General features: G+C 49.9%; 23 protein-coding genes. 21 read left to right on the top strand and 2 right to left on the bottom strand.

Translation table 11 applies throughout. The annotated features are described in order from the left end of the window. Nucleotides 1–10: 10 nt before the first annotated feature. From DWV73_RS01250 to sigE, 16 genes are all read left to right on the top strand, one after another. Entirely contained in the window at nt 11–367 is a 357-nt protein-coding gene (locus DWV73_RS01250; RefSeq protein ID WP_106999722.1) for a biotin/lipoyl-containing protein, read from the top strand. 63 nt (nt 368–430) lie between these two features. Continuing rightward, nucleotides 431–1,582: a sodium ion-translocating decarboxylase subunit beta gene (locus DWV73_RS01255; protein WP_022360208.1), complete on the top strand. Its 1,152-nt coding sequence runs from the start codon at nt 431–433 to the stop codon at nt 1,580–1,582. A 342-nt stretch (nt 1,583–1,924) separates the two neighbouring features. Beyond that, nucleotides 1,925–2,110, top strand: coding sequence for an aspartyl-phosphate phosphatase Spo0E family protein (locus DWV73_RS01260; protein WP_022360209.1), 186 nt, complete (start codon nt 1,925–1,927; stop codon nt 2,108–2,110). Between the two features lie 230 nt (nt 2,111–2,340). Beyond that, nucleotides 2,341–2,766 (top strand): division/cell wall cluster transcriptional repressor MraZ, encoded by a 426-nt coding sequence (gene mraZ, locus DWV73_RS01265; RefSeq protein ID WP_022360210.1) that lies wholly within the window; start codon nt 2,341–2,343, stop codon nt 2,764–2,766. Beyond that, on the top strand, nt 2,763–3,701 hold the full coding sequence (gene rsmH / locus DWV73_RS01270; RefSeq protein ID WP_022360211.1) for a 16S rRNA (cytosine(1402)-N(4))-methyltransferase RsmH: 939 nt from the start codon (nt 2,763–2,765) through the stop codon (nt 3,699–3,701). The genes mraZ and rsmH overlap by 4 nt, the downstream gene beginning before the upstream one ends. A gap of 169 nt (nt 3,702–3,870) precedes the next feature. Next, a complete protein-coding gene (locus DWV73_RS01275) occupies nt 3,871–4,272 on the top strand; it encodes a cell division protein FtsL (protein WP_337496620.1) in 402 nt (133 codons plus the stop codon). Beyond that, on the top strand, nt 4,250–6,379 hold the full coding sequence (locus tag DWV73_RS01280) for a penicillin-binding protein 2 (RefSeq protein ID WP_242995690.1): 2,130 nt from the start codon (nt 4,250–4,252) through the stop codon (nt 6,377–6,379). The genes DWV73_RS01275 and DWV73_RS01280 overlap by 23 nt, the downstream gene beginning before the upstream one ends. 195 nt (nt 6,380–6,574) lie before the next feature. Then, a complete protein-coding gene (locus tag DWV73_RS01285) occupies nt 6,575–8,356 on the top strand; it encodes a penicillin-binding transpeptidase domain-containing protein (RefSeq protein WP_117795225.1) in 1,782 nt (593 codons plus the stop codon). 88 nt (nt 8,357–8,444) lie between these two features. Then, entirely contained in the window at nt 8,445–9,401 is a 957-nt protein-coding gene (mraY, locus tag DWV73_RS01290) for a phospho-N-acetylmuramoyl-pentapeptide-transferase (protein WP_022360215.1), read from the top strand. Nucleotides 9,402–9,411: 10 nt separating this feature from the next. Beyond that, nucleotides 9,412–10,761 (top strand): UDP-N-acetylmuramoyl-L-alanine--D-glutamate ligase, encoded by a 1,350-nt coding sequence (gene murD / locus DWV73_RS01295; RefSeq protein ID WP_106999726.1) that lies wholly within the window; start codon nt 9,412–9,414, stop codon nt 10,759–10,761. Nucleotides 10,762–11,038: 277 nt separating this feature from the next. Then, nucleotides 11,039–12,193: a putative peptidoglycan glycosyltransferase FtsW gene (locus DWV73_RS01300; RefSeq protein WP_117795227.1), complete on the top strand. Its 1,155-nt coding sequence runs from the start codon at nt 11,039–11,041 to the stop codon at nt 12,191–12,193. Between the two features lie 106 nt (nt 12,194–12,299). Then, nucleotides 12,300–13,583, top strand: coding sequence for a UDP-N-acetylglucosamine 1-carboxyvinyltransferase (murA, locus tag DWV73_RS01305; protein WP_117795230.1), 1,284 nt, complete (start codon nt 12,300–12,302; stop codon nt 13,581–13,583). Further along, on the top strand, nt 13,555–14,328 hold the full coding sequence (locus tag DWV73_RS01310; RefSeq protein ID WP_242995691.1) for a cell division protein FtsQ: 774 nt from the start codon (nt 13,555–13,557) through the stop codon (nt 14,326–14,328). Before murA ends, DWV73_RS01310 begins: the two co-directional genes overlap by 29 nt. Before the next feature lie 200 nt (nt 14,329–14,528). Next, a complete protein-coding gene (gene ftsZ / locus DWV73_RS01315) occupies nt 14,529–15,755 on the top strand; it encodes a cell division protein FtsZ (protein WP_022360220.1) in 1,227 nt (408 codons plus the stop codon). A gap of 337 nt (nt 15,756–16,092) precedes the next feature. Beyond that, a complete protein-coding gene (locus tag DWV73_RS01320; RefSeq protein ID WP_181986190.1) occupies nt 16,093–16,881 on the top strand; it encodes a sigma-E processing peptidase SpoIIGA in 789 nt (262 codons plus the stop codon). A gap of 55 nt (nt 16,882–16,936) precedes the next feature. Next, complete coding sequence (gene sigE, locus DWV73_RS01325; protein WP_106999729.1) at nt 16,937–17,695, top strand: RNA polymerase sporulation sigma factor SigE; 759 nt, start codon at nt 16,937–16,939, stop codon at nt 17,693–17,695. On the opposite strand, the gene DWV73_RS01330 is transcribed toward sigE, so the two are convergent. Next, a complete protein-coding gene (locus DWV73_RS01330; protein ID WP_106999730.1) occupies nt 17,649–18,716 on the bottom strand; it encodes an acyltransferase family protein in 1,068 nt (355 codons plus the stop codon). The genes sigE and DWV73_RS01330 overlap by 47 nt on opposite strands. Nucleotides 18,717–18,958: 242 nt before the next feature. Between DWV73_RS01330 and sigG the strand changes: the two genes are divergently transcribed. Further along, on the top strand, nt 18,959–19,735 hold the full coding sequence (gene sigG / locus DWV73_RS01335; protein ID WP_117795234.1) for an RNA polymerase sporulation sigma factor SigG: 777 nt from the start codon (nt 18,959–18,961) through the stop codon (nt 19,733–19,735). A 440-nt stretch (nt 19,736–20,175) separates the two neighbouring features. After that, nucleotides 20,176–20,964 carry an SseB family protein gene (locus DWV73_RS01345; RefSeq protein WP_022360225.1) on the top strand — a complete coding sequence of 263 codons (789 nt, stop codon included), beginning with the start codon at nt 20,176–20,178 and terminating at the stop codon, nt 20,962–20,964. 119 nt (nt 20,965–21,083) lie between these two features. Here the strand turns inward: DWV73_RS01345 and DWV73_RS01350 are convergent, their stop codons facing one another. Then, nucleotides 21,084–21,857: a type III pantothenate kinase gene (locus tag DWV73_RS01350; protein WP_106999733.1), complete on the bottom strand. Its 774-nt coding sequence runs from the start codon at nt 21,855–21,857 to the stop codon at nt 21,084–21,086. A 309-nt stretch (nt 21,858–22,166) separates the two neighbouring features. Here DWV73_RS01350 and DWV73_RS01355 point away from each other — a divergent pair, with 309 nt between their 5' ends. The 3 genes from DWV73_RS01355 (at nt 22,167) to pepV (ending at nt 25,889) form a co-directional block, all read left to right on the top strand. Then, a complete protein-coding gene (locus DWV73_RS01355; RefSeq protein ID WP_106999734.1) occupies nt 22,167–23,756 on the top strand; it encodes a peptide chain release factor 3 in 1,590 nt (529 codons plus the stop codon). A 247-nt stretch (nt 23,757–24,003) separates the two neighbouring features. Next, complete coding sequence (locus DWV73_RS01360; protein WP_022360228.1) at nt 24,004–24,453, top strand: GatB/YqeY domain-containing protein; 450 nt, start codon at nt 24,004–24,006, stop codon at nt 24,451–24,453. Nucleotides 24,454–24,485: 32 nt separating this feature from the next. Further along, the gene (pepV, locus tag DWV73_RS01365; protein ID WP_117795236.1) at nt 24,486–25,889 is read left to right on the top strand and encodes a dipeptidase PepV; all 1,404 of its coding nucleotides are present in this window, start codon (nt 24,486–24,488) and stop codon (nt 25,887–25,889) included. Nucleotides 25,890–25,937: the final 48 nt, after the last annotated feature.

The following is a 25,937-nucleotide window of genomic DNA, read 5'->3' on the forward strand; positions in this document are numbered from 1 at the left end:
GGAATTTAAAATGAAGAATTATACTATCACCGTAAATGGTACAGCATATCAGGTAACCGTAGAAGAAGGATTTGCAGGCGCAGCAGCACCGGCTCCAGCAGCAGCTCCAGCACCGGCAGCAGCTCCGGCTCCAGCAGCAGCACCGGCAGCAGGCGGCGTAACCATCACATCCCCGATGCCAGGTAAGATCCTTGGTATTAAGGCAGCAGCTGGCACAGCTGTAAAACGTGGTCAGGTTATCCTGCTTCTGGAAGCTATGAAGATGGAGAACGAGATCGTAGCTCCTCAGGACGGTACCGTTGCCAGTGTTAATGTTGCAGTAGGCGATATGGTAGAACCGGGCGCAGTTCTTGCTACATTAAACTAATCTAATTTTTATAAAACTGGCTGAAAAAATACGGGATATGTTATTCCGTTTGGAGGAATTAATATGGAATATATAACAACTACATTGTCCAATCTTCTTCAGCAGACAGCATTCTTAAACCTGACATTTGGAAACATCGTTATGATTTTCGTAGCGCTGATTTTCCTGTATCTGGCAATCGGAAAAGGATTCGAGCCGTTACTGCTTCTTCCGATTTCCTTTGGTATGCTGCTTGTAAATATCTATCCGGATATTATGAGATCGATTGAAGACTCATCGAACGGAGTTGGTGGACTTTTACATTACTTTTATTTACTGGATGAGTGGAGTATCTTACCATCCCTCATCTTCATGGGTGTCGGTGCGATGACAGACTTCGGTCCGCTGATCGCTAACCCGAAGAGCTTCCTGCTCGGTGCAGCTGCTCAGTTCGGTATCTACGGCGCTTACTTCATGGCTATCTTCATGGGATTCAACGATAAGGCTGCGGCTGCTATCTCCATCATCGGTGGTGCAGACGGCCCGACCTCTATCTTCCTGGCTGGTAAACTTGGTCAGACAGGTCTGATGGGACCGATTGCCGTAGCAGCTTACTCCTACATGGCTCTGGTTCCGATTATCCAGCCGCCGATCATGAAACTCCTTACCACCAAAGAGGAGAGAGAGATCCGTATGGAGCAGCTTCGTCCGGTATCCAAACTGGAGAAGATTCTGTTCCCGGTTGTTGTTACAATCGTTGTCTGCATGATTCTGCCGACAACTGCTCCGCTGGTTGGTATGCTTATGCTTGGTAACCTGTTCCGTGAGTCTGGTGTTGTTAAGCAGCTGACAGAGACTGCTTCCAACGCCCTGATGTACATCGTCGTTATCTTCCTGGGTACTTCCGTAGGTGCTACTACCAGTGCAGAGGCTTTCTTAAACCTGGATACCATCAAGATCGTAGTTCTGGGTCTGATTGCATTCGCTCTGGGTACTGCAGCAGGTGTTATCTTCGGTAAGATTATGTGCAAGGTAACTCATGGTAAGGTAAACCCGCTGATCGGTTCCGCAGGTGTATCTGCAGTTCCGATGGCAGCACGTGTATCCCAGAAGGTTGGTTCTGAGGCAGATCCGAGCAACTTCCTTCTGATGCACGCAATGGGACCGAACGTAGCTGGTGTTATCGGTACTGCCGTAGCAGCAGGTACATTCATGGCTATCTTTGGCGTGAAATAGGATAGAGCAAATTTATTCTGAATAATGTATTTATATAGTAGGGTGGGATTCTTCGGGATCCTGCCCTATTGTTATATGCAAACGCCGGTTGCTGTTCACAGGTAGGAATTTTCTGAACTGAAAATTCCGTACGATACAGTTCCGGCAGCAGATTTTGCCGATTTGGAATGCGTAGCATCGGCAAAATCCCGTTGCTGGGCACACGTGTGTGAACAGTAACAAACGTCGTTTTTTGTCGAATTTAATCGGTCGAAATAGTTTGCTTTTTGCTGGTGGAAGACGTAAAATGACAGTGAAGTAAGGAGGAATGGCACTAGAGAATAGAAAAGGAGAATGCATAGGATGGCGGATATGAGAGAAGAATTAGTTCAAAAGATTGAACGGGCAAGACAGCAGCTGAATCAAAATATTGACACAAAGGCAGCATATGACATAATTTATCACTACAGTGTGGAGCTTGACAAACTCTTAAATCAGTATATCGGGCTGGAGACGGAGACTGAAAGAGGGCTGGAGACGGCGCTATAAAATAAGAGTGGAAATAGAAACAAATATAGATAAGTACAGAAAACTCAGGTACATGTGTTCGGAAAAAGAACCGGTGCCTGAGTTTTCTGATTTTTTTTCGATTTAGACCTTGCCATTTTGATGGGCATGTACTAAAATAAACATAACAAGTGGTAGAAAGTGGTGAAAAGTGGAACGAAATGGATTTTCGGGACGCAAAAGTGGTACACATCGGATGACGGGTGATTGATATGTTCATGGGAGAATACAATCATACAATCGATGCGAAGGGACGTTTGATCGTTCCGTCGAAGTTCAGGGAACAGCTTGGAGACGAATTTGTGGTGACAAAGGGGTTGGATGGCTGTCTTTTTGTGTACGATAACACCGAGTGGAAAAAGTTCGAAGAGAAGTTACAGGCACTCCCACTTACCAATCAGAATGCCAGAAAATTCTCCCGTTTCTTTCTGGCAGGTGCCTCGGCGTGTGAGGTGGATCGTCAGGGACGAATCCTGCTTCCTTCGGTTCTGCGGGATTTTGCAGGACTCGAGAAGGAGGTTGTTCTGGTCGGCGTCGGAAGCCGGATCGAGATCTGGAACAAGGCGACCTGGGCGGAGAAGAATGTCTATGATGACATGGAAGAGATTGCAGAAAATATGGAAGGCCTTGGCATATGATATTTAATCACAAATCAGTATTATTAAATGAGACGGTTGACAGTCTCTGTGTAAAGCCCCAGGGTATCTATGTGGATGGGACACTGGGAGGCGGCGGTCACGCGAGCGAGGTGGCGGCACGGCTGGGAGACGGCGGACGCCTGATCGGGATTGATCAGGATGCTGACGCGATTGCGGCTGCGTCAGAACGTCTGGCTCCCTTTGGAGATAAGATAACCGTTGTGCGGAGCAATTATGAGCGGATTGCACAGGTGTTAGATGAGCTGGAGATTCCGCAGGTGGATGGAATTTATCTGGATCTGGGTGTTTCTTCCTTCCAGCTTGACACAGCGGAACGGGGATTTACCTATCGCGAGGACGATGCGCCGCTGGATATGCGGATGGATCAGAGAAATGAGCAGACCGCGAAGGACATCGTCAATACCTACAGTGAGATGGAACTGTACCGGATCATCCGGGACTACGGTGAGGATCGGTTTGCGAAGAATATTGCAAAACACATCGTACAGGCACGACAGAAAAAAGAGATTGAGACGACAGGCGAGCTGACGGAGATTATCCGGGCATCGATTCCGGCAAAGGTCCGGGCGACCGGCGGTCATCCGGCAAAGCGTACGTTTCAGGCGATCCGGATCGAGTTAAACCGGGAACTGGATGTGCTGGAAGATTCGATCGATACGATGATTGAACGCCTGGCACCGGGCGGACGGCTTTCGATCATTACGTTCCATTCCCTGGAAGATAGAATCGTAAAGAACCGTTTCCGGACGAATGAAAATCCATGCATCTGCCCGCCGGATTTTCCGGTCTGTGTCTGTGGACGCAAAAGCCGCGGCAGGGTGATTACAAGAAAACCGATTCTTCCGACCGATCAGGAGATGGAAGAAAACCCGCGTTCCAAGAGCGCAAAGCTCCGGGTATTTGAAAAATCATAAACAAAAGCATAACTGCACCTCAGAACAGAGATCGTTTCAGGTGCGGGGGAGATAAAAGAGAGAAAAAGCGAAAGAGCAGGGAGGGAACGTTATGTCTGTCAGAAGGAGACAACATGTATCGGCCTCCACGTATGTGGACGGTAATACCGTGCGAAAAGTTCAGAGAACCGTGGAGATAAGACCAGAAAGAGATGAGAGAGAGGAGTACCGGCATAAACACGCCGTGCGCCGCAACCAGGAAAAGGCGCTTTACATGAACGGACCGTATGTGCTGGCGCTGACCATCGCTGCGCTGATCACGCTGGTTTTATGTATGAATTATCTGCATAAGCAGGCGTCGATCACGACCCGTATCAACCACATTGAGGATCTGGAGCTGAAACTGGAGAACCTGAAGTCCGAGAATGATGCACTTCAGACCCGGATTGACACGTATGTGGATCTGGATCATGTATATAAAGTGGCGACCGAAGAGCTCGGCATGGTATATGCAAATAAGGATCAGATTCTTTTATATGACAAGACGGAAAGCGAGTATGTAAGACAGTATGAGGACATCCCAAAACACTAACGGCAGACAGACCTTTCGGAAATATATGCAGGAAAAGCTGGCAATTACCGTCCTGGTAATTATGCTGGCTTTGTTTGCATTGGTGCTGGTGCTTTATAATCTGGTAAAAAGTAAGGGCGAGTCGTACAATCAGATAGTCCTGAGCCATCAGGACTATGAGAGCCGCACGATTCCCTACAAGCGCGGCAATATTATCGACCGGAACGGGACGTATCTGGCGATTAGCGAGAAAGTTTACAATCTGGTCATCGATCCGAAGCAGATTCTGGATACGGAGGAGAACTACCAGTATCTCGATGCCACGCTGGACGCGCTGGTGGAGTGCTTCGGTTACAAGCGGGACGAGCTGCAGGCGATGATCGAGGAGAAAAAAGACAGCCAGTATGTGATCTATGCGAAACAGCTTCCAGCGGAAGACAAAGAGAAGTTTGAGACTTATGAGAAGGACAAGAACAAGGAATACCGGGCGCTGCCGACGGAGGAAGGCGGCAACCAGCGTATCACGGGCGTATGGTTCGAGGAAGAATATAAGAGAACGTATCCGTACAATGAGCTGGCATGCAATGTGGTTGGTTTTGCCCTCAAGGATGGCAATGCATCCGGCGGTGTTGAACAGTATTATAATGATATCCTGAACGGTGTGAGCGGTCGTGAGTATGGTTATTTAAACGGCGATTCGAACGTCGAGCGAACGGTAAAACCGGCGCAGAACGGAAGGACGCTGGAGTTGACGATCGACGTCAACATCCAGAAGATTGTCCAGAAATATCTGGATGAGTGGCAGGCGGGCATTGGAAGTAATCTGGCGGCGGCGATCGTCATGGATCCGAACAGCGGTGAGATCCTGGCGATGGATACGACGACCCGTTACAATCTGAATGATCCGTACAATTTAAGCACCTACTATACGGATGAGGAAATCCAGGCGATGGATGAAAAGACGAAGTCCGAGGCGTGGTATAAAATGTGGAGAAACTTCTGCGTGAGCGACTCCTATGAGCCGGGTTCTCCACAGAAAGCATTTACGGTAGCCGGGGCGATCGAGGAAGGCGCGATTTCCGGAAACGAGGTCTTTGAGTGCGGCGGAAAACTGCATTTCGGAGACTGGGATATCCGGTGTGTTGCCCGAGCCGGTCACGGACCGCTGACGATCACACAGGGATTGATGAAATCCTGCAACGTCGTTATGATGCGTATTGTATCACTGGAGGGAAAAGAGAAGTTTGTCCAGTATCAGAAGATTTTCGGATTTGGCGAGAAGACGGGCATCGACCTTCCGGGCGAGGCGTCCGGTCTGATTTATCAGGCATCCAATATGGATCCGGCATCTCTGGCGACCAACGCATTTGGACAGAACTATAACTGTACGATGGTGCAGATGGCAGCCGGATATGCGTCCTTAATCAACGGCGGTTCCTATTATGAGCCGCATGTGGTAAAAGAGATTCTGAACGACGAAGGATCCGTTGTCAAATCCGTTTCCCCAAATCTGGTGCGAGAGACGGTTTCGGAATCGACCTCGAACTTCATTAATAATGCGCTTTACCAGACAGTATCAGGTGATGGCGGTACTGCGGGCGCGGCGGCAGTTGCTGGTTACGAAGTGGCTGGTAAGACAGGTACGGCGCAGAAGCAGCCGCGTGCGGAGAAGAATTATCTGGTTTCCTTTATCGGATATGCACCGGCATACAATCCGCAGGTGCTCTGCTATGTGGTAGTAGATACCCCGCATCTGCCGGGCGAGCAGCAGGCACATTCGACTTTTGCCAGCGAGATTTTCAGCAAGATCATGGCGGAAGTCCTTCCATATAAGAATGTATTCCCGGCAGGAGGCGCGGCACAGGATCTCGAGACCAATCTTTCCAGCCAGGAAGAAGGCATTATAAGCGGCACAGCAACCGAGGATCCGAATGCAGCTGAAACACCGGCAGAGACGACTCCGGCTCCGGAGGGCGGCTGGGCGAACTACGATGAGGAATTTATCGATTCCGGAGACGAGTATAGCTATCCGGATACGATGGGAAATGTGCAGGATGAATCGGCGGCGATTGGAAACGGTGAAACGGCGGAAACGGGCAGAGACACCGGAACAGCGGATAATGAGTAACTGTTCACAGGTAGGAATTTTCTGAACTGAAAAATCCGTACGATACAGTTCTGGCAGCAGATTTTGCCGATTTGGAATGCGTAGCATCGGCAAAATCCCGTTGCTGGGCACACGTGTGTGAACAGTAACGAAAATACAGAATAAAGAAACGGTTCTTATGATATACTGTAGCAATGAGATCAGACAGGAAGCAGTATGAATCGGAACCGGACGCATCACAGAGGAAGAACTGTCTTTTTGTGCGCCGCCATCTGCCTGTGCATGGCAGGATTGGCGGGGAGACTGTTCTTCCTCATGCTGTATAAAGCGGATTATTACAGCCAGATGGCGGAGGAGCTGCATCGGCGGGAGCGCAGTATCAAAGCGCCGCGCGGGCGGATCCTTGACCGGAACGGAACGGTGATCGCTGATAACCGGACTGTGTGTACTATCTCAGTGATTCATAATCAGGTAAAAGATCCGGAGACAGTTATCCGGGTTTTAAGCGAAGAACTGGGACTTCCGGAGGCGGAGGTGCGGAAAAAGACGGAAAAACGATCTTCCAGAGAGGTGATCAAGTCCAATGTAGAGAAAACGCGGGGCGATGTGATCCGGGCAATGCGCCTGGAGGGGGTCAAGGTGGATGAGGACTATAAACGATATTATCCATATGGACGTCTGGCATCGAAAGTGCTGGGGTTCACCGGGGGAGATAATCAGGGGATCATCGGTCTGGAAGTACAGTATGAGAAGTATTTAAAGGGCACGGATGGCAAGATCCTGACGCTCACGGACGCGGCGGGGATCGAGCTGGAAAATGAGGCGGAGGATCGCATCGAGCCGGAGGCAGGGCGGGATCTGCAGGCGAGTCTGGATGTCAATATCCAGATGTACGCGGAACAGGCGGCGTACCAGACGATGCAGAAAAAGAATGCGAACCGCGTCTCGATCATCGTGATGAACCCGAAGAACGGGGAAATCTATGCAATGGTAAATGCACCGGAGTTTTCATTGAATGAGCCGTTTGAGCTGGTGACAGATGGAAAAAACGAAGATTCAGAAACAGAAGAAGACATATCCTGGAAGAATGAAGTGCAGTCACACGCAGCATCAGCGCAAAATAAACAAGCTCTCCTCAATCAGATGTGGCGCAATCCCTGTTTAAATGATACATACGAACCGGGGTCTACATTCAAAATCGTGACTGCCGCTGCGGGACTGGAGGCGGGCGTGGTCAACCTGACTGATCAGTTTTCCTGCCCAGGATTCCGGATCGTGGAAGATCGGAAGATTCGGTGTCACAAGGTGGGCGGACACGGCGGGGAGACGTTTTTACAGGGAATGATGAATTCCTGCAATCCTGTTCTGATCGATGTCGGACAGCGGCTGGGACCGGAGCGGTACTATCAGTATTTTAAGCAGTTTGGTCTGCTGGGAAAGACTGGGATTGATCTGCCGGGTGAGGCGGGGACGATCATGCACCAGCCGGATCAGATCGGACCGGTGGAGCTGGCGACCGTCTCTTTTGGGCAGTCGTTTCAGATCACGCCGATCCAGCTCATTACAACGGCATCCTCCCTGATCAACGGAGGCACGCGCATCACACCGCACATCGGGATCCGTGCCGTGCGGGCAGATGGTCAGGCAGTCCACGTGTTTACCTATCCAAAAGGGGAGAGAATCTTATCGGAGCAGACGAGTGAGACGCTGCGTTATATTCTGGAACAGGTGGTGGCGGAGGGGAGTGGAAAAAACGCCCGGATCGAGGGCTACCGGATCGGCGGAAAGACGGCAACCTCGGAGAAACTTCCAAGGAGCCGGAAAAAATATATTTCCTCGTTTTTAGGGTTTGCACCGGCGGACGATCCGCAGGTGATCGCGCTTATCACCATCGATGAACCGGAAGGAATCTACTATGGCGGGACGATTGCCGCCCCGGTGATCCGCGATCTGTTTGAGGTCATTTTGCCGTATCTGGGGGTGGAGAAAAGAGGTTGATTATTCCCCTAAAAAGACGTATACTATTGAAGTGTATAATTTGAGGAACTATCTCTGTATACATAGGAAGATAAGTTAGAGGTGTGACATGGTAAATGAAACAATACTGGCGGTTATCATCGCATTTGTGGTCAGCGCAGTGCTGTGCCCGATCGTGATACCGTTTCTCCACAGGTTGAAATTCGGACAGCAGGTGCGCGATGACGGGCCGCAGACGCATCTGAAAAAGCAGGGAACCCCAACGATGGGCGGTCTGGTAATTCTTTCCAGCATCATCATTACGTCTCTGCTCTATATCCGGGATTATCCGAAGATCATTCCGGTGCTGTTTATGACCGTCGGATTCGGCGTGGTTGGATTTCTGGACGATTACATCAAGATCGTGATGAAACGTTCGGAGGGCTTAAATCCGATCCAGAAGCTGATCGGACAGTTTGTGATCACAGGTATTTTTGCCTATTATATTGTAACCTCACCGGACATCGGAACAGGGATGCTGATTCCATTTACCGGCAAGTATTTACAGCTTCCGGTCTGGCTGTTTGTACCGGCACTGTTCTTCATCATTCTGGGAACTGACAATGGCGTGAACTTCACAGATGGTCTGGACGGTCTGTGCACCAGTGTGACGATTCTGGTAGCAACGTTCTTTACGATCGTGGCGATCGGGGAGAACAGCGGCATTAGCCCGATTACCGGCGCAGTAGTTGGAAGTCTTCTGGGCTTTCTTCTGTTCAATGTCTATCCGGCGCGTGTGTTTATGGGCGATACCGGTTCACTGGCACTTGGCGGTTTTGTTGCTTCCAGTGCCTTTATGATGCAGATGCCGATCTTTATCGCGATCGTGGGTCTGATTTATCTGGTGGAAGTATTATCTGTTATTATTCAGGTAACCTATTTTAAGAAGACGGGCGGAAAGCGCTTTTTCAAGATGGCGCCGATCCATCATCATTTCGAGCTCTGCGGATGGTCTGAGACCAGGGTCGTAGGCGTATTTTCGATTATTACGGCAATCCTTTGCCTTATAGCATACTTAGGATTATAGGAGGAAGATTATGAGTCAGAAAGTATTAGTAGCAGGAACAGGTATCAGCGGTATTGCAGCTGCAAAGCTCCTTCTCTCAAAAGGCGGGGAGGTAGTGCTTTACGATGGCAATGAAAAACTGGATCCAGAGGAGCTGAAAAAGAAATTTGACGAAGGCGCGACGATCACGTTCGTCCTCGGAGAGCTGAAAAAGACGGATTTGTTAGGCGTGGAGCTGGCAATTTTAAGCCCAGGCATCCCGACCGATGCACCGTTTGTAGAGATGATCCGTGAAACCGGTATTCCGATCTGGGGCGAGATGCAGCTTGCATATCACTGTGCAAAAGGACGTATGGCAGCCATTACCGGCACGAACGGAAAGACAACGACGACTTCCCTGACCGGCGAGATCATGAAGTCATTCTATGACAGCGTATTTGTAGTTGGAAATATCGGTGAGCCGTTTGCATTCCACGCATTGGAGACAACGGATGAGACCGTAACCGTCGCAGAGGTATCGAGCTTCATGCTGGAGACCATGACTGATTTCCACCCGAATGTAAGCGCTATTTTAAATATTACCCCGGATCATCTGGATCGTCATAAGACGATGGAATGCTACATCGAGACGAAAGAGAGCATTACCAAGAACCAGAAAGAGGGCGATGTCTGTGTCCTGAACTATGAGGATCCGGTACTGCGTGAATTTGGTGAGACTTTAAAAGACATCAAGGTGGTATATTTTTCCAGTCTGCGTACCCTGAAACAAGGTTTCTACCTGAAAGAGGATGAGATTGTATACAACGACGGCGAGAAAGAGACCGTGATTGTCAATATCCACGATCTGAAGCTACTTGGCCGTCATAACCATGAAAATGTTATGGCAGCGGTTGCTATCAGTATGAACATGGGCGTTCCGCTGGAGAAGATCCAGAAGGTGATCAAGGAATTCAAGGCAGTTGAACACCGCATTGAGTTCGTAACCGAGCGTTTCGGCGTCAAATACTACAACGATTCCAAGGGAACCAACCCGGATGCAGCGATGCAGGCGATCAAGGCGATGCCGGGACCGACCTTATTAATTGCAGGCGGATATGATAAGCATTCCGAGTTTGACGAGTGGATCGAGAGCTTTGGCGGAAAGGTACGCTATCTGGTGCTGATCGGCCAGACCCGCGACAAGATTGCCGAGTGTGCAAAACGCCACGGCTTCAATGATATCATGTACGCGGAAGATCTGCAGGAGGCTGTACAGGTATGTGCATCCTACGCAAATCCGGGCGATAACGTCCTGCTTTCACCGGCATGTGCAAGCTGGGGGCAGTTCAAGAACTTTGAAGAGCGCGGACGCAAATTCAAAGAGTTTGTGAGAAATTTGTAATACCAAGGTTCAAAGGTCGGAAATCCGACGCAAGATTGCTTGCAGGAGGAATTGTGACTTTTGAGAATTGCGGAGTGCAAAGCACGCAGCAATTCGGTATTGGAAGAATAAAGGTTACTGGGCACGTATGCGTGAACAGTAACGAATAAAGGCTTAATGTATTTAAGGGGGCTGTCGCAGCCGGCATTTGTCTGCGGCAGCCCTGATTTGAAGGAAAAACTGCCGTTTACAGGCAGAATTTCGAAACTGTAACAACAAAAAGCAGGGGAGTGGAAGTATGCCGGAACCGGGAAAAATTAAAAAGAAAAAACCACATCGGTTTTATGATTACAGTCTGCTGTTTACCATCATTTTCCTGACGGTATTCGGACTGATCATGATTTACAGCGCGAGCTCCTATAAGGCGCAGCTTGATTACGGCAATCCGGGATATTTTATGCTTCGTCAGGCGGGCATCGCGGGTGTCAGCTTTGTTGCGATGTATATCGTCTCCAAGATAGATTATCACTGGTTTGCGCGGTTTGCGATGCTGGGATATATCGTTTCATATGTGACGCTGCTTCTGACGCGTTTTACACCTCTGGGCGTGGCATCGCATGGTAAGAAGCGCTGGCTGCGCCTGGGACCGCTCCAGTTCCAGCCGACCGAGATTGTCAAGATTTCCCTGATTCTGCTTCTGGCGGTTCTGATTGCCAATCTGGGCGTGCGGATCAACCAGCTGCGGGCAGTCGGATTTATCGTGGCGCTGTCGGCGCCGCTGGCACTTTTAGTTACGGCGAACAACTTAAGTTCTGGTATCATCATCTGCGGCATCGTGTTTGTGATGCTGTTTGTGGCGTGCAAGATCAAATGGCCGTTTTTTCTCTGCATCGGAGGCGGCGTTGGACTTCTGGCGGTCGCCCCCTATATAGGGCATTTGCTGGTAAAGCTCCATATCCTGAAGGATTATCAGCTGGGACGAATCAATGTCTGGGTCAACCCGGTGCAGTATGCACGTTCCGGCGGTTATCAGGTGCTCCAGGGTCTGTACGCGATCGGTTCCGGCGGTCTGTTTGGAAAGGGACTGGGCGAGAGTCTCCAGAAGCTCGGTTTCGTGCCGGAGGCGCAGAATGATATGATTTTTTCGATTATCTGTGAGGAATTAGGTCTGTTTGGCGCGATTTCGGTCATTCTGATTTTCATGTTTATGATTTACCGCTTCATGGTAATTGCTGGAAATGCACCGGATCTGATGGGTGCGATGATCGTGATCGGCGTGATGGCACACATCGCGATTCAGGTTATCTTAAATATCGCGGTTGTTACGAATACGATCCCGAACACGGGTGTTACGCTGCCGTTTATCAGTTACGGAGGTACGTCCGTCATGTTCCTGATGCTGGAGATGGGGATGGTGTTAAGCGTCTCGAACCAGATTAAGCTGGAGCAGTAGGAATATTTGGCGGAGTTACATATTTACTTCGGGAAATATAGAAAATGAGAACCATTTTCTCTCGTTGGCATATAATAATACATAGATGCCGGTGGGAGGGGATTGTTTGGCTTTCATCGAGATTCACGGACCGTGCCGGATTCAGGGCGGACTCACGGTGCAGGGGTCGAAAAATGCAGTTTTGCCGATGATGGCGGCGTCAGTGTTAAACCGCGGAATTACCGTGCTTGAAAATGTCCCCAGAATACAGGATGTGTTCTGTATGATGGGGATTCTTGATTCTCTGGGATGCCGGTGTGCGTTGCACGGAAACCGTCTGGAAATCGATACTTCGAAGATGAATGGCTGGCGGATCGAGCAGAAAGCGATGGGGAAAATGCGCTCGTCCATTATGCTTTTGGGAGCGCTCCTGGGACGCTTTTGCGAGGCGGGTGTCTACAGCCCCGGCGGATGTATGATCGGAAAACGTCCAATCGACTGGCATTTGCGGGCACTCCGTGCGCTGGGCGCGGAAATACAGGAACCGGAGTCGGACGGCTTCCTGCATGCACAGACAACGGGACTTCGCGGGGCAGAGATTATTTTTCCGTTCCCGAGTGTCGGCGCGGTGGAAAATGCCCTGTTTGCCGCTGTGGCAGCGGTGGGGCGGACGGTTCTGCGGGGATGCGCGCGGGAACCGGAGATTGGACAGCTGTGCCATTTCCTAAATGGTATGGGGGCATCGATCCGGGGGATCGGGACGGATGCGCTGATCATAGAAGGCGGATTGCCGCTTCATGACAGCCGGTTTGTGATCGGCGGCGACCGGATCGTAGCCGGGACCTATCTTCTTGCCGCTACGTCCTGCAGCGGTGAGGTGATCGTGGACGGCGTGCAGACACAGGAGCTGCGTGCATTGACCGGGGTGCTGGAGCATATGGGCGTTTCGCTTTATCAGGAACCGGAACTTATATATGTACACAGCGGACAGCGCCTGCGGGCGGTATCGGTGAAAACCGGACCGTATCCGGCGTTTCCGACCGATCTGCAGCCGTTTTTGATGGCGGCGCTGTCACGGGCAGATGGAACCAGTATGCTGCGGGAGACGGTATTTGAAAACCGGTTTGGCACAGCGGCGGAGCTTCAAAAAATGGGGGCGAACATCGAATGTAGCGGGAACATTGCCCGGATTGACGGAGTGGAAACCTTGCGGGGAGCTTTGGTGCGTGCCCGCGATCTGCGGGGCGGCGCAGCCCTGACGGTGGCAGCCCTGGGGGCGGACGGATGGACCAGAGTATCAGAATGTGAACATATTGAGCGGGGATATGAAGATATTTGCCGGGACTTGCGGGCATTAGGAGCAGAGATCCGGCGCCGGGAGGATGATGGAGATAGAGAAGATACAGATTGAAAAAAAGACAGAGGAAAAGGTATGGCGCCGCCGTGGAAAAAAACATATCTGGATCACGGCGGCAGCACTTCTTGTGGCAGCCGCGTTTTTTGTCGGTCTGTCGCTGCTTCAGATTAATACAATCCATGTCAGTGGAAACCGGCAATATACGGCAGAGCAGATAGAGGCGTCTATTTTCGATTCGCGGCTGAGCCGGAATCCGGTGTTCTGCTATATGCAGTACCGCTTCCGGCCGCACAAGTCAATTCCGTTCGTGCAGGATTACAAGCTGGTGTTCCGCAGCCCGTCGGACGTGGAGGTGATCGTCTACGAGAAGAGTGTGGTTGGTTACGTTTCCTACATGAACAGCCGGATGTATTTTGACAAGGACGGCATCATTGTGGAGAGCACAAGCGAGACATTGCCGGGTGTGCCGAAGATTGCCGGACTTTCCTTTGGACATATCGTGCTGCATCAGCCGCTGCCGGTCGAGGATATCAGCGTTTTCAACGAGATTCTGAACCTGACGCAGGTACTGTCGGTCAACGAGGTTGCGGTGGACGAGATCCGTTTTAATAAGGAAAAGGAAGCGACGCTTCAAATCAGGAGCTTGAAGGTTGAGCTGGGAAGCAACAGTGAGATGAACGGGAAACTTTCGGAGCTGACGGATATTCTGCGGGATTATCCGGATCTGTCCGGAACCCTCTATCTGGATAGCTACGATGAATCGAATGCAAATCCGATGTACCGGTTTGATAAAAACTAGGAAGAATCGGCATAATCCGTTACTGGCACGTATGTGTGAACAGTAACATTGTGACTGGTTTATTGAAAATTTATAAAAGAAACGATTGATTTTTTGCTGAAAATCAAATATAGTATTAGGTAGGCTAGATTTAAAAGACCCTAATTTTAGTATAAAGATGATAAAACCGGAACAGATGGGAAAATGAAGGAGGAAGTATCTTGTTAGAGATAAAGATAAATGAAGCAGAGAACTCTGCCAGAATTATAGTAGTAGGTGTCGGCGGAGCCGGTAACAACGCTGTCAACCGTATGATCGATGAAGATATTGCCGGTGTAGAATTTATCGGTATCAATACAGATAAGCAGGCACTGCAGTTCTGCAAGGCGTCCACAGCTATGCAGATTGGTGAGAAGCTGACCAAGGGACTTGGTGCAGGCGCAAAGCCGGAGATCGGTGAGAAAGCAGCTGAGGAAAGCCAGGAAGAGCTGGCACAGGCTCTCAAGGGTGCAGATATGGTATTCGTTACCGCAGGTATGGGCGGCGGTACCGGTACAGGTGCAGCTCCGGTTATTGCACGTATCGCAAAAGATATGGGCATCCTGACGGTCGGCGTTGTCACAAAGCCGTTCCGTTTCGAGGCAAAGACCCGTATGAGCAATGCGCTCAATGGTATCGAAAAACTGAAAGCAGCTGTCGATACTCTGATCGTTATCCCGAATGATAAACTTCTTGAGATCGTAGACCGCCGTACCACGATGCCGGATGCACTGAAGAAAGCAGATGAGGTTCTTCAGCAGGCGGTACAGGGTATTACCGACCTGATCAATGTTCCGGGTCTTATCAATCTTGACTTTGCAGATGTTCAGACCGTTATGGTGGACAAGGGTATCGCTCATATCGGTATCGGTCATGCGAAGGGTGATGACAAAGCACTTGAGGCTGTTAAGCAGGCTGTATCCAGCCCGCTGCTTGAGACAACCATCGAGGGTGCAAGCCACGTTATCATCAATATTTCCGGCGATATCAGCCTGATCGAGGCAAATGACGCAGCCAGCTATGTACAGGAGCTTGCAGGCGACGATGCCAATATCATCTTCGGTGCGATGTACGATGAGAATGCACAGGATGAGGCGACGATCACTGTTATTGCGACTGGACTGGATTCCCACGGTGTGAACACACCGGTCGCAAAAGCGATGACTGAGTTCAAGACTCCGTTCAAGGCAAAGACGACTGGCAATACATACGCTCAGCCGGCAGCACAGACTGCAGCGGCAGCGCAGCCGACCTACAAGGCACCGACCTTCCGTGCACCATCTGCAGCAGCACCGGCACAGCCAGTCGCTCCGAAGGAAGCACCGCAGTCGGCACCGGCACAGCCGTTCCGCCCGATGCGCCAGGAAACACAGATCAATATTCCGGATTTTCTGAGAAATAAGAAATAATATAAGAGTGAGAGATGAACTGCTCTTGCTTTAGCAAAAATACAAAATATATACAGAAGCAGTTGTTTTTGGAAGAGACACGCATTAGAAGTGAAAATTTCTGATGCGTGTTTTTTTGTGTAATAGGAAATTCCTTGGAATCCCCTATTACACAAAAAGGCACATTCTTTTTTATCGTCGATTCAGACCTTCGACTTATGTCGAATCTATTCAAATTTTACGTTTTTCCCCCGATTTTTGGCGATCAAAACAGGCGTTTTGCACCCTCGGTTTGACAAATTTTGCGGAACTTTTTTCTTATAATATCCCGTGTCGGACAGAAAGGTGGGAAGAGACAGTGACCTATCGTGTGTATGCGGATGTCATCCTGCTGCAAAATCTGGCAGCGGATTTCCTGCTTCTGTCGGTGGTGAAGAATTGCCTGCGTCTGCCGGAACGCCGGTATGGGCGGTTGGCAGGGAGTCTTCTGGGAGCCGTGTATGCGTTAGGAATGGTGTTAGCTCCGGTTCCGCTGGGATATGCCGGGCGGATGCTCCTAAGCGCCACGATGAGCGTGCTGATGGCATGGACGGCATTTTCCATCCGTAGGAAGTCGGAGGCGGCAGAAGCCGCGATCGGGCTTTACATAGCATCTATGCTGGCGGCTGGCTGCATGGAACTGGTTCAGCCGCTTGGAATACGGGTGAATCTTCTGTTCTGGCTGTTTACCGCGGGGGGGAGTTTTCTGATTCCATCTGCGGTGTGGCGGTTTGGTATGCAGCGGTGTATGAAGCTGGAACACCAGTACGCGGTAACGCTTTTTAACAAAGGCAGGGAGCGGCATGTGCAGGCGATTCTCGACACAGGCAACCATCTGACGATGCCGCTTTCGGGGCGTCCGGTGCAGGTGCTGGATGCGTGTGTGGCAGAGAGATTTTTTTCCTGGGAGGACGGTGTCCAATACATCCCATTTCGGAGTGTCGGAAAGGGCGGCGGCGTGATTCCGGCATATCAGGCGGAGCGGATGGAAGTGTCCGGTCAGAGCGGTATGCGGGTGATTGAGAAGCCGTGGATTGCCATTTCACAGGAGGCGCTGTCGCAGAAGGGCGAGTATCAGATGCTGCTCAATGAAAAATATTGGTTGTGAAGAAAAACAGCCGTTATGGTCTGAACCATAGCGAACAACATAAGGGGGAAAGCGTATGTTTATAAAAGTTTCAGTTCCAGGTCAGTTTCGTTTAAAAATGATGCCGTCGTTCCGGTCATTTCTGATGCACCGGGACGGGGAAGTTCATTATATCGGGGGAACCGATATCCTTCCGGCACCGTTTGACAGTGTGCGGGAGGCGGAGGTTTTAAGAAAATTTGGAACCAGTGAGGATAAAGAGGCGCGTTCGGCGCTGATCGAACACAACCTGCGCCTGGTGGTCTACATAGCAAGAAAGTTTGACAACACCAGCGTGGGCGTGGAAGATCTGATTTCGATCGGGACGATCGGTCTTATCAAGGCGATCAACACGTTTGACGTAGATAAAAATATTAAGCTGGCGACCTATGCATCCCGTTGTATTGAAAATGAGATTCTGATGTATCTCCGGAGAAATAATAAGACGAAGCTCGAGGTTTCGATCGATGAACCGTTGAATGTGGACTGGGATGGAAATGAATTGCTTCTGTCGGATATTTTGGGAACGGATGAGGATATTATTTACCGGGATCTGGAGGATGAGACAGAGCGGAAACTGTTGAATGCGGCGATCGACCGCCTGAATCCGCGGGAACAGAAAATCGTGAAGCTGCGCTTTGGTCTGGGGAGAGAGCAGGAAGATGAAATGACCCAGAAGGAGGTTGCCGACCTTCTGGGTATCTCGCAGTCATACATATCGAGGCTGGAAAAGAAGATTATGAAACGCCTCAAAAAAGAAATTTCGCAGCAATGCGGTCTATATACCAGCCGATAAGTGCTGGAAGAAACAGACCGATCAGGATGTAAAACGGACCCATTTCATAGCGGAAGGAGACCGGGAAGTTGGAAAGCGTTTCCGGTATTTCCTTCAAAATGAAGCGGGCATAGGCAAAATCGATCAGCTTGAACAGCGTGAAATGAATCGCCATAATGTCAAAGGAATGGCGTCCTAAAAAGGCAAGGACCTTTGCCAGCGGTCTGATGCGCTCGGACAGGTCAGAGAGCGAAAGGACGAAGTAAATTCCAATGATGGAGATCGGATAAAATAAGACGCCCGGAATGTGCATGCTTGCCAGATCGATGAAAATGTGAAGCTTTGTGTTCGTCAGGTGCAGAAGCAGGGCGCTTATCAGGCAGCCGTACCAGACCGTATAGTGGCGGAAATTGGAGAAAAACTGCTGCATCAGCCAGGCGATGAGATAGACCGGAACAACGAGCAGCGCCGCCTGCAGATTGTAAGGGAGCGGGCAGCTTCTCATATTTAAGAAGACACCGGCAAGGCCAATCAGGATGCATGCAAATGCACATACAGGAAGCTTGACATTATCTTTCCGGGCGAAGCGGGCAGCTGCGCGTCCAAACCAGACGCATCCGGCAAAGAGTCCGGAGGACACCAGCCAGACCGGCAGAAACCAGAGGGCACCCTGAACCTGTTCCGGGGAGTTGAAGGAAAGACTGCTCATCCATGCCGTAAGCATTCTGGTATGGTTGTAAAGTTCCTGTCCCGCATAGAGCCTGTGCGTTACAAAAAAGTTGTGAAGCAGGACAAAAAACAGCGTGTAGAACATATACCTGGGCCATGCACCGGCGAGACGGGAGCCGAAGTAGAGAAACGGCGTATCCCCGTATTTCGTTTCATTATAAAAATAGCCTGTGATAAAGAAGAACAGTGCCAGGTGGAACAGATAGACGAACGCACCGGCGAAATATCCGGTATGCCCCAGCACGATCGCAATAATGCCCCATCCCTTTACGATATCCCAGTAGAGGGAACGGGCTTTTTTTTGTGTGTTCATGAATGGATCTCCTTGTGGTTGAATTCTATTTTCTATAAATAATATTGATCGTAAAACCCCTGAAAATATATTTTACTATGGAACGGCAGAAAAGGCAAGAAATTGGAATGAGTGAAAACGGTTCTCATTTGTCCGGGTATAAATGAGCTTTGAATTGTCCATTCTAATGTATAGGTGACAAAACAAAAATCAAAACGATTCAACCGTTTGCGTTGATCGTCCATCATACGGAGGGAATGGAAATGCCGGTCTATAAAGTGGAAATCTGCGGGGTCAATACATCCAAGCTGCCTCTTTTAAGTAATGAGGAGAAAGAAGAACTGTTTCGCCGGATTCTAAAGGGCGATCGGGAGGCAAGAGAACAGTATATCAAGGGGAATCTGCGGCTGGTGCTCAGTGTAATACAGCGCTTTTCGGGTAGCCGGGAAAATGTGGACGATCTGTTCCAGATTGGCTGTATCGGCCTCATCAAGGCGATTGATAATTTTGATATTACCCAGAATGTCCGTTTTTCGACGTATGCGGTTCCGATGATTCTGGGGGAGGTGAAACGGTATTTGAGGGATAACAATTCAATCCGGGTCAGCCGGTCGCTCCGCGATACGGCATACAAAGCGATCTATACCCGTGAAAATCTGCTGAAAAAGCAGTCAAAGGAGCCGACACTCTGCGAGATTGCCAAAGAATTGGGAGTCAGCAAAGAGGAGATAGCGTATGCGCTCGATGCTATCCAGAGCCCGGTCAGCCTGTACGAACCGGTCTATACGGACGGCGGCGATCCGCTCTACGTGATGGATCAGCTCAGTGACAAGAAAAATTCAGAGGAACATTGGGTCGAGGATCTGTCGCTGGGGGAGGCGATGCAGCACCTGCCGGACCGGGAACGCCGCATTATTGATATGCGCTTTTTTGAGGGAAAGACACAGACGGAGGTTGCCGAAGAAATCCATATTTCGCAGGCGCAGGTGTCACGGCTGGAGAAGAGTGCGTTAAAAAGCATGAAGCATTATTTGAGCTGAATGTTGATAGGGATTGTGTTATAGGGATTGTGTGAGATTCTTCTGATTGATTGTTTGGCGGCTCTGTGTTAAAATATAGAAGATATAGTCTGCAAAAAGAATCTGAAAATCAAGCAGATGACTGTTATCTGAACTGGGGTTGAGCGGAGTATTAGTGATAAAGGCAGCTTGGCGATGCGACACTCAGGCAGTCATGGACAGCAGACAGAGTAGAAAAGACAGGCGCAGGCGGATTGAGCCTCGCGCATGATAAAATGTACTCTCGGAGTCTTTTCTGCACTCGCTTTTGTGGCTGATTTTCCGCCAGCCGTACCCGAATTTCATCAACGTACGCACCGCGTACGCCTCAGAAATTTGGGCACAGCTGACAAAAAATCATCTCACAAAATCAAGCACAGAAAGATTCCGAGAGTACATTAAAAAGAGCCGGAGGAATTCAAATGGAGAAATTACGTGAGCTGATGAAAGAACATCAGGATAAAGCAGATAAAAAAGTGATGGGAGAGGTTCTGGAGCTGCTTCAGAGAGAGCCGGGATTGTTTGTTGTGACTGTCCATGCGACGAAAAACTTCTTCCTGGGTGCAGAGAACGGCAAGGCGGCTGCTTTCCTTTACACCAGCCGCGAGTATGCAGATGAGTTCGTGAAAGGGCTGGAGATGGTCGGCGTAGAGACGAAGGTACTGGAGATCCGCCCATTACAGCGTATTTCCTTTTTCAACGACCTCTACCGCAGCGGTTTTGAGGCAGTTGTGATCGACAAGGGACAGGAAAATCATATGTCCATGTCGCTGTTCAGCATCATCGAGAAACCAAAGGATACATCCGAGATCGTGATGAACCCGTCCCTGGTCCGTTCTGCAAATCAGTTCTATCAGGCACTGGTACAGCACCAGGCATTCCCACAGATGCAGGATCTGATGTGCAAAGAGCTTTACGGTGCGCGTCTGCTGGTTCCGGTTGCTGACCCGCAGAAGACGACGGCAGTGCCGGTTCTGACCACCGGAAAGGGTGTACGCTATTATCCGGCATTTACGGATTTAGTAGAATTTGGAAAATTTGACCGTAAACATCAGTTTGGAGCAATGGAAGTCCGCTTCCGCGATCTGAAAAAATATCTGGATTACGTGAATGGAATCGTGGTAAATCCGTTTGGATTTGCACTCCGTCTGGACGGCGAGAAGCTGGATCGGATTGAGAAAGAGAATATGAAGCTGAAGGTTGTAAAATAAATGCTGCTGTGACCGTGACCGGTAATGAATAGATGTCAGCATAATAAACTGTGGTGAAAAGGCTGTCTCCCATCAGAATGTATCATATAGATACATCTGCCGAGAGACAGCCTTTTTGATTATTCGGTTCTCCTGTTTTTTTCATATAAATGTAGTAATCCCTTCATCAACAGCGCCCCATCATACGTGATCGTATGCGAACAGAGCGGCAGGACAATCTTGGAGATGCCGCCGGTGGCGATGATGGAAGTTTTCTCTCCGAGTTCTTCCTCGATGCGATCCAGCATACCGTCGATCATCGCGGCATTGCCAAATATGACGCCGCTTCTCATGCAGTCTATGGTATTTTTGCCAATGACACGGCGCGGCGTATCGAGGCTGATGCGCGGCAGCTGGGCAGTGCTGGCGCTCATGCTGTCGAGGGAAACGCGAAGTCCCGGCAGGATCGCGCCGCCGACATAGCGTCCGTTTTTGTCGATGACAGACATGGTCGTAGCGGTTCCCATTTCGATGATGATGATTGGCGGTTCATGCTCTGCAAGGGCACCGACTGCGTTTACGATCATATCGCTGCCGACGGATTTCGGGTTGTCCATCAGGATGTTTAAGCCGGTTTTCATGCCGGAACCGACCAGCATTGCGTTTAGTCCCGTTATTTTACGGATGGCGGCAAGAATCGTCCGGTTAAGCGGCGGAACGACCGAGGAGACGATTGCACCATCAAGCTGATCTGGGGCGATATGGTAAATTTCAAGAATACTTTTCAGCGCCACGGCATATTCCAGATTCGGTTTTCCGATGGTGGTCGTGATGCGTTCTACAAAATACGTTTTTTTTGCGTCGATCACGCCGATAATAATGTTGGTGTTTCCAACGTCGATAGCTAGAATCATAAAATAACTCCTTTATATCTCCTGCATCTCTACAATAATCAACATCTCTTATAAAATGTTGATTGTATAGTTATCGCAACGGTTTCATATGTTCAACTGTTACTATTTATTATATATCCACGTTAATAGTATGATTATATGTTTTTTAAAGAAAAGGATCAAGAAGAAGATGAAAAATGTTTTTAAGATCTGTTACCGATCGCGCGTGAGTGAACCGTAACTTGGACTTGCGTATTCGTTTAAAATAATATAGAATAAATACGTTTAGACAAAGTTAAAGAATGGTAGTAAGTTTGGAGGAAGATTTTTTTGGAAAATATAGCGGAGCAGATCAAAAAACGGCGTACATTCGCCATTATTTCCCACCCGGATGCTGGTAAGACAACCCTGACGGAGAAGTTTCTTCTCTACGGAGGCGCGATCAACCTGGCTGGTACGGTCAAGGGAAGAAAAGCGGCCAAGCACGCGGTTTCTGACTGGATGGAGATAGAGAAGGAGAGAGGTATTTCGGTTACCTCTTCCGTATTACAGTTTAATTATGAGGGATTCTGCATCAATATCTTGGATACACCAGGACATCAGGATTTCTCGGAGGATACCTACCGTACTCTGATGGCAGCCGATTCGGCGGTCATGGTCATCGATGGTTCTAAGGGTGTCGAGGCGCAGACGATCAAGCTTTTCAAGGTTTGCGTTATGCGCCACATCCCGATTTTTACCTTTATCAACAAGATGGACCGCGAGGCGCGCGATCCGTTTGAGTTGATGGATGAGATCGAGAGCGTGCTCGGCATCCGTACCTGCCCGGTCAACTGGCCGATCGGCTGCGGTAAGAATTTTAAGGGCGTGTATGACCGTGCTACAAAGAAGATCACAACTTTCACAGCAGCAATGGGCGGACAGAAGGAGGTCGCATCTCAGGAGTTCTCGTTAGAGGGCGATGAGGTTAACTCCATCATCGGTCCAGACTACCATCGGCAGCTGATGGATGATATCGAGCTTCTGGACGGCGCATGCGATGAGCTGGATATGGAGCGTGTCAGCCGCGGAAATTTATCCCCGGTATTCTTTGGTTCGGCGCTGACAAACTTTGGTGTAGAGACATTCCTGGAGCATTTCCTGAAAATGACAACCTCGCCGCTGCCGAGAAATACGACAACCGGCATGGTGGATCCGTTCTCTCCGAATTTCAGCGCGTTTGTCTTCAAGATTCAGGCAAATATGAACAAGGCGCACCGCGACCGTATCGCATTTATGCGTATCTGTTCCGGCAAATTTGAGGCAGGCATGGAAGTAACGCATGTGCAGGGCGGACGCAAGATCCGTCTCTCCCAGCCACAGCAGATGATGGCGCAGGATCGAAAGATCGTCGAGGAGGCATATGCGGGCGATATCATCGGTGTATTCGATCCGGGGATTTTCTCGATCGGTGATACACTCTGTACAGGTGAAAAGGTAGAATTTGAAGGCATTCCTACGTTCGCACCGGAACATTTTGCACGCGTGCGCCAGATGGACACGATGAAGCGCAAGCAGTTCATCAAGGGCATCAGCCAGATCGCCCAGGAAGGTGCGATCCAGATCTTCCAGGAGTTCAACACAGGTATGGAAGAGATCATCGTCGGCGTAGTCGGCGTCCTCCAGTTCGAGGTACTGACCTACCGTCTGGAAAATGAGTACAATGTAGAAGTCAAGCTGGAAAAACTTCCATACGAGTACATCCGCTGGGTAGAAAACGCTGACGAGATCGACGTAGCCAAGATCCAGGGAACTTCGGATATGAAGCGGATCAAAGACCTCAAAGACAATCCGCTGCTTCTGTTTGTCAACAGCTGGAGTGTGGGAATGGTAGAAGAGCGGAATCCGAAGCTTAAATTAAGCGAGTTTGGGCGTAACTAAAGCCATGCAGCGGAAAGCACCGTTTCAGCGAATGGAAAATTTATTTTTCAGGCGCTGAAAGGGGGATTTCTGCTATACGGCGCAGCCGGACAGGGGTGTGAAACCGCAGGTTTTGCACCTCTGGGCATGGTAAAACAAGAGAGAGTCCCTATCGCACCCCTGGGCATGGCGAAATAAGAGAGAGTCCCCATCGCCCCCCCTGGGCATGGTGAAAATATAGAAAAAATCAGAAAAGGAGACATTTCATATGAGCAGAGTAGATGTAGTACGTGCAGCCATGGTAGAAGCCATGAAAGCAAAGGACAAAGCAAGAAAAGATTCCTTATCCATGCTGTTATCCGCACTGAAAAATGCGGAGATCGACAAGCGTTCTCCGCTGACTGAGGAAGAGGCGGACGCAGTTGTAAAGAAAGAGATCAAGCAGACGAAGGAGACTCTGGAACTGGCTCCGGCAGATCGTGCGGATATCCGCGAGGAGGCACAGGCACGTCTGGCAGTTTATCAGGAATTTGCACCGGAGGATCTGACCGAAGAGCAGATCGCAGAGGTGATCAAAAGTGTTCTGGCAGAGCTTGGCATTGAAAATCCGGCACCGTCTGACAAGGGCAAAATCATGAAAACCCTGATGCCGAAGGTAAAGGGCAAGGCAGACGGAAAGGTAGTGAACCAGGTACTGGCTGGAATTCTGTCCAAATAATAACCAAAGGAAAAGAACGAGGCGGAAGATTTATGTATAAAAAGAAAATCGAGCAGTATATCGAGGCGCACAAGCAGGAGATGTTAGATGACATATGCGCGCTGTGCAGCATCAACAGCGAGCGTTCGGCATACCAGGAGGGCGATCCGTTCGGCGAAGGTCCGAGCCGCGCACTGGCACAGGCACTCAAAATGGCGGAAGAGTATGGATTTTCCATCAACAATTACGATAATTATGTAGGAACCGCCGATTTAAACGACGGTGAGCACCAGCTAGATATTCTGGCACACTTGGATGTTGTCCCGGCAGGCGAGGGCTGGACTGTGACACAGCCGTTTGAACCGATTGTAAAAGACGGAAAGTTGTACGGACGCGGCACGGCGGATGACAAGGGACCGGCGGTAGCAGCTCTGTATGCGATGCGTGCGGTCAAAGAACTGGGAATCCCGGTGACAAAAAATGTCCGCCTGATTCTGGGAACGGATGAGGAGTGCGGCAGCAGCGATATTGAACATTATTATAAAGTGGAGAAGGAAGCGCCGATGACATTTTCCCCGGATGCTTCGTTCCCGGTTATCAATATCGAAAAAGGACGTTTCCCGGGGCATGTGACAGCTTCTTTTGAGGTATCGACGGAGAATGCGCGGATCCTGTCCATCGAGGCTGGCATCAAGATCAATGTTGTTCCGGGCAAGGCGCATGCGACAATTACAGGACTGACCGAGGAAGAGGTACGTCCGATGGCAGAGGGCGTGACGAAGGAGACTGGCGTACAGTTTGAGCTTCAGGCAGAGGAAGATGTGATCGTGATCACCGCAGTCGGTGAGGGCGCACACGCCTCGACACCAGAGGAAGGCAAAAATGCGCTGGCATCCCTGCTTCTGCTTCTGGATCGCCTGCCATTTGCATCCTGCGGACAGACGAAGCTGATTCACAGCCTGACTGAGTGCTTCCCGTGGAATGATACCGAGGGAAAGGCGCTTGGCGTGGCGATGCAGGCAGAAGGATCCGGAGCGCTGTCTCTGGCATTCACGATGCTTACGATGACGGAGACACGGATGGAAGCGTACTTTGATGGACGTTTCCCGATCGGCGGCAATGATGACAACCTGTTGAAACCGGTGGAGGCAAAACTTGCGTCCCACGGCATGAAGTTGGAGTCCCCGCAGCTGCGAGAGCCGCATTTTGTAGATGGCAATTCCGAGTTTGTCAGAACACTTCTGAATGCTTATGAGCTTTATACCGGCAACAAGGGCGAGTGCAACTACACCGGCGGCGGCACATATGTGCATGACCTGAAAAACGGCGTTGCATTTGGCGCGTCGATGCCGGGCGTGGACAACCGTATGCATGGGGCGGATGAATTTGCCTATGTGAGTGATCTGGTGGCAAGCGCGAAGATTTTTGCACAGGTGATTGCGGATTTGTGTAAGTAACAGAAAATTTCGTTTTTTCCGCCGTAAGAATTAAAGAAACCTTAATTG

It is taken from the genome of Clostridium sp. AF12-41 (genome assembly GCF_003461685.1).
GTDB lineage: Bacteria > Bacillota > Clostridia > Lachnospirales > Lachnospiraceae > Otoolea > Otoolea fessa.

Coding starts and splice junctions, on each gene's coding strand:
- DWV73_RS01260 (WP_022360209.1), top strand. CDS start 1,925: ATGGCGGATATGAGAGAAGAATTAGTTCAAAAGATTGAACGGGCAAGA.
- DWV73_RS01330 (WP_106999730.1), bottom strand. CDS start 18,716: ATGAACACACAAAAAAAAGCCCGTTCCCTCTACTGGGATATCGTAAAG.
- sigG (WP_117795234.1), top strand. CDS start 18,959: ATGCCGGTCTATAAAGTGGAAATCTGCGGGGTCAATACATCCAAGCTG.
- DWV73_RS01350 (WP_106999733.1), bottom strand. CDS start 21,857: ATGATTCTAGCTATCGACGTTGGAAACACCAACATTATTATCGGCGTG.
- DWV73_RS01300 (WP_117795227.1), top strand. CDS start 11,039: ATGCCGGAACCGGGAAAAATTAAAAAGAAAAAACCACATCGGTTTTAT.
- murD (WP_106999726.1), top strand. CDS start 9,412: ATGAGTCAGAAAGTATTAGTAGCAGGAACAGGTATCAGCGGTATTGCA.
- DWV73_RS01360 (WP_022360228.1), top strand. CDS start 24,004: ATGAGCAGAGTAGATGTAGTACGTGCAGCCATGGTAGAAGCCATGAAA.
- pepV (WP_117795236.1), top strand. CDS start 24,486: ATGTATAAAAAGAAAATCGAGCAGTATATCGAGGCGCACAAGCAGGAG.
- rsmH (WP_022360211.1), top strand. CDS start 2,763: ATGATATTTAATCACAAATCAGTATTATTAAATGAGACGGTTGACAGT.
- DWV73_RS01255 (WP_022360208.1), top strand. CDS start 431: ATGGAATATATAACAACTACATTGTCCAATCTTCTTCAGCAGACAGCA.
- mraY (WP_022360215.1), top strand. CDS start 8,445: ATGGTAAATGAAACAATACTGGCGGTTATCATCGCATTTGTGGTCAGC.
- DWV73_RS01250 (WP_106999722.1), top strand. CDS start 11: ATGAAGAATTATACTATCACCGTAAATGGTACAGCATATCAGGTAACC.
- mraZ (WP_022360210.1), top strand. CDS start 2,341: ATGTTCATGGGAGAATACAATCATACAATCGATGCGAAGGGACGTTTG.
- DWV73_RS01345 (WP_022360225.1), top strand. CDS start 20,176: ATGGAGAAATTACGTGAGCTGATGAAAGAACATCAGGATAAAGCAGAT.
- sigE (WP_106999729.1), top strand. CDS start 16,937: ATGTTTATAAAAGTTTCAGTTCCAGGTCAGTTTCGTTTAAAAATGATG.
- DWV73_RS01310 (WP_242995691.1), top strand. CDS start 13,555: ATGATGGAGATAGAGAAGATACAGATTGAAAAAAAGACAGAGGAAAAG.
- DWV73_RS01280 (WP_242995690.1), top strand. CDS start 4,250: ATGAGGACATCCCAAAACACTAACGGCAGACAGACCTTTCGGAAATAT.
- DWV73_RS01285 (WP_117795225.1), top strand. CDS start 6,575: ATGAATCGGAACCGGACGCATCACAGAGGAAGAACTGTCTTTTTGTGC.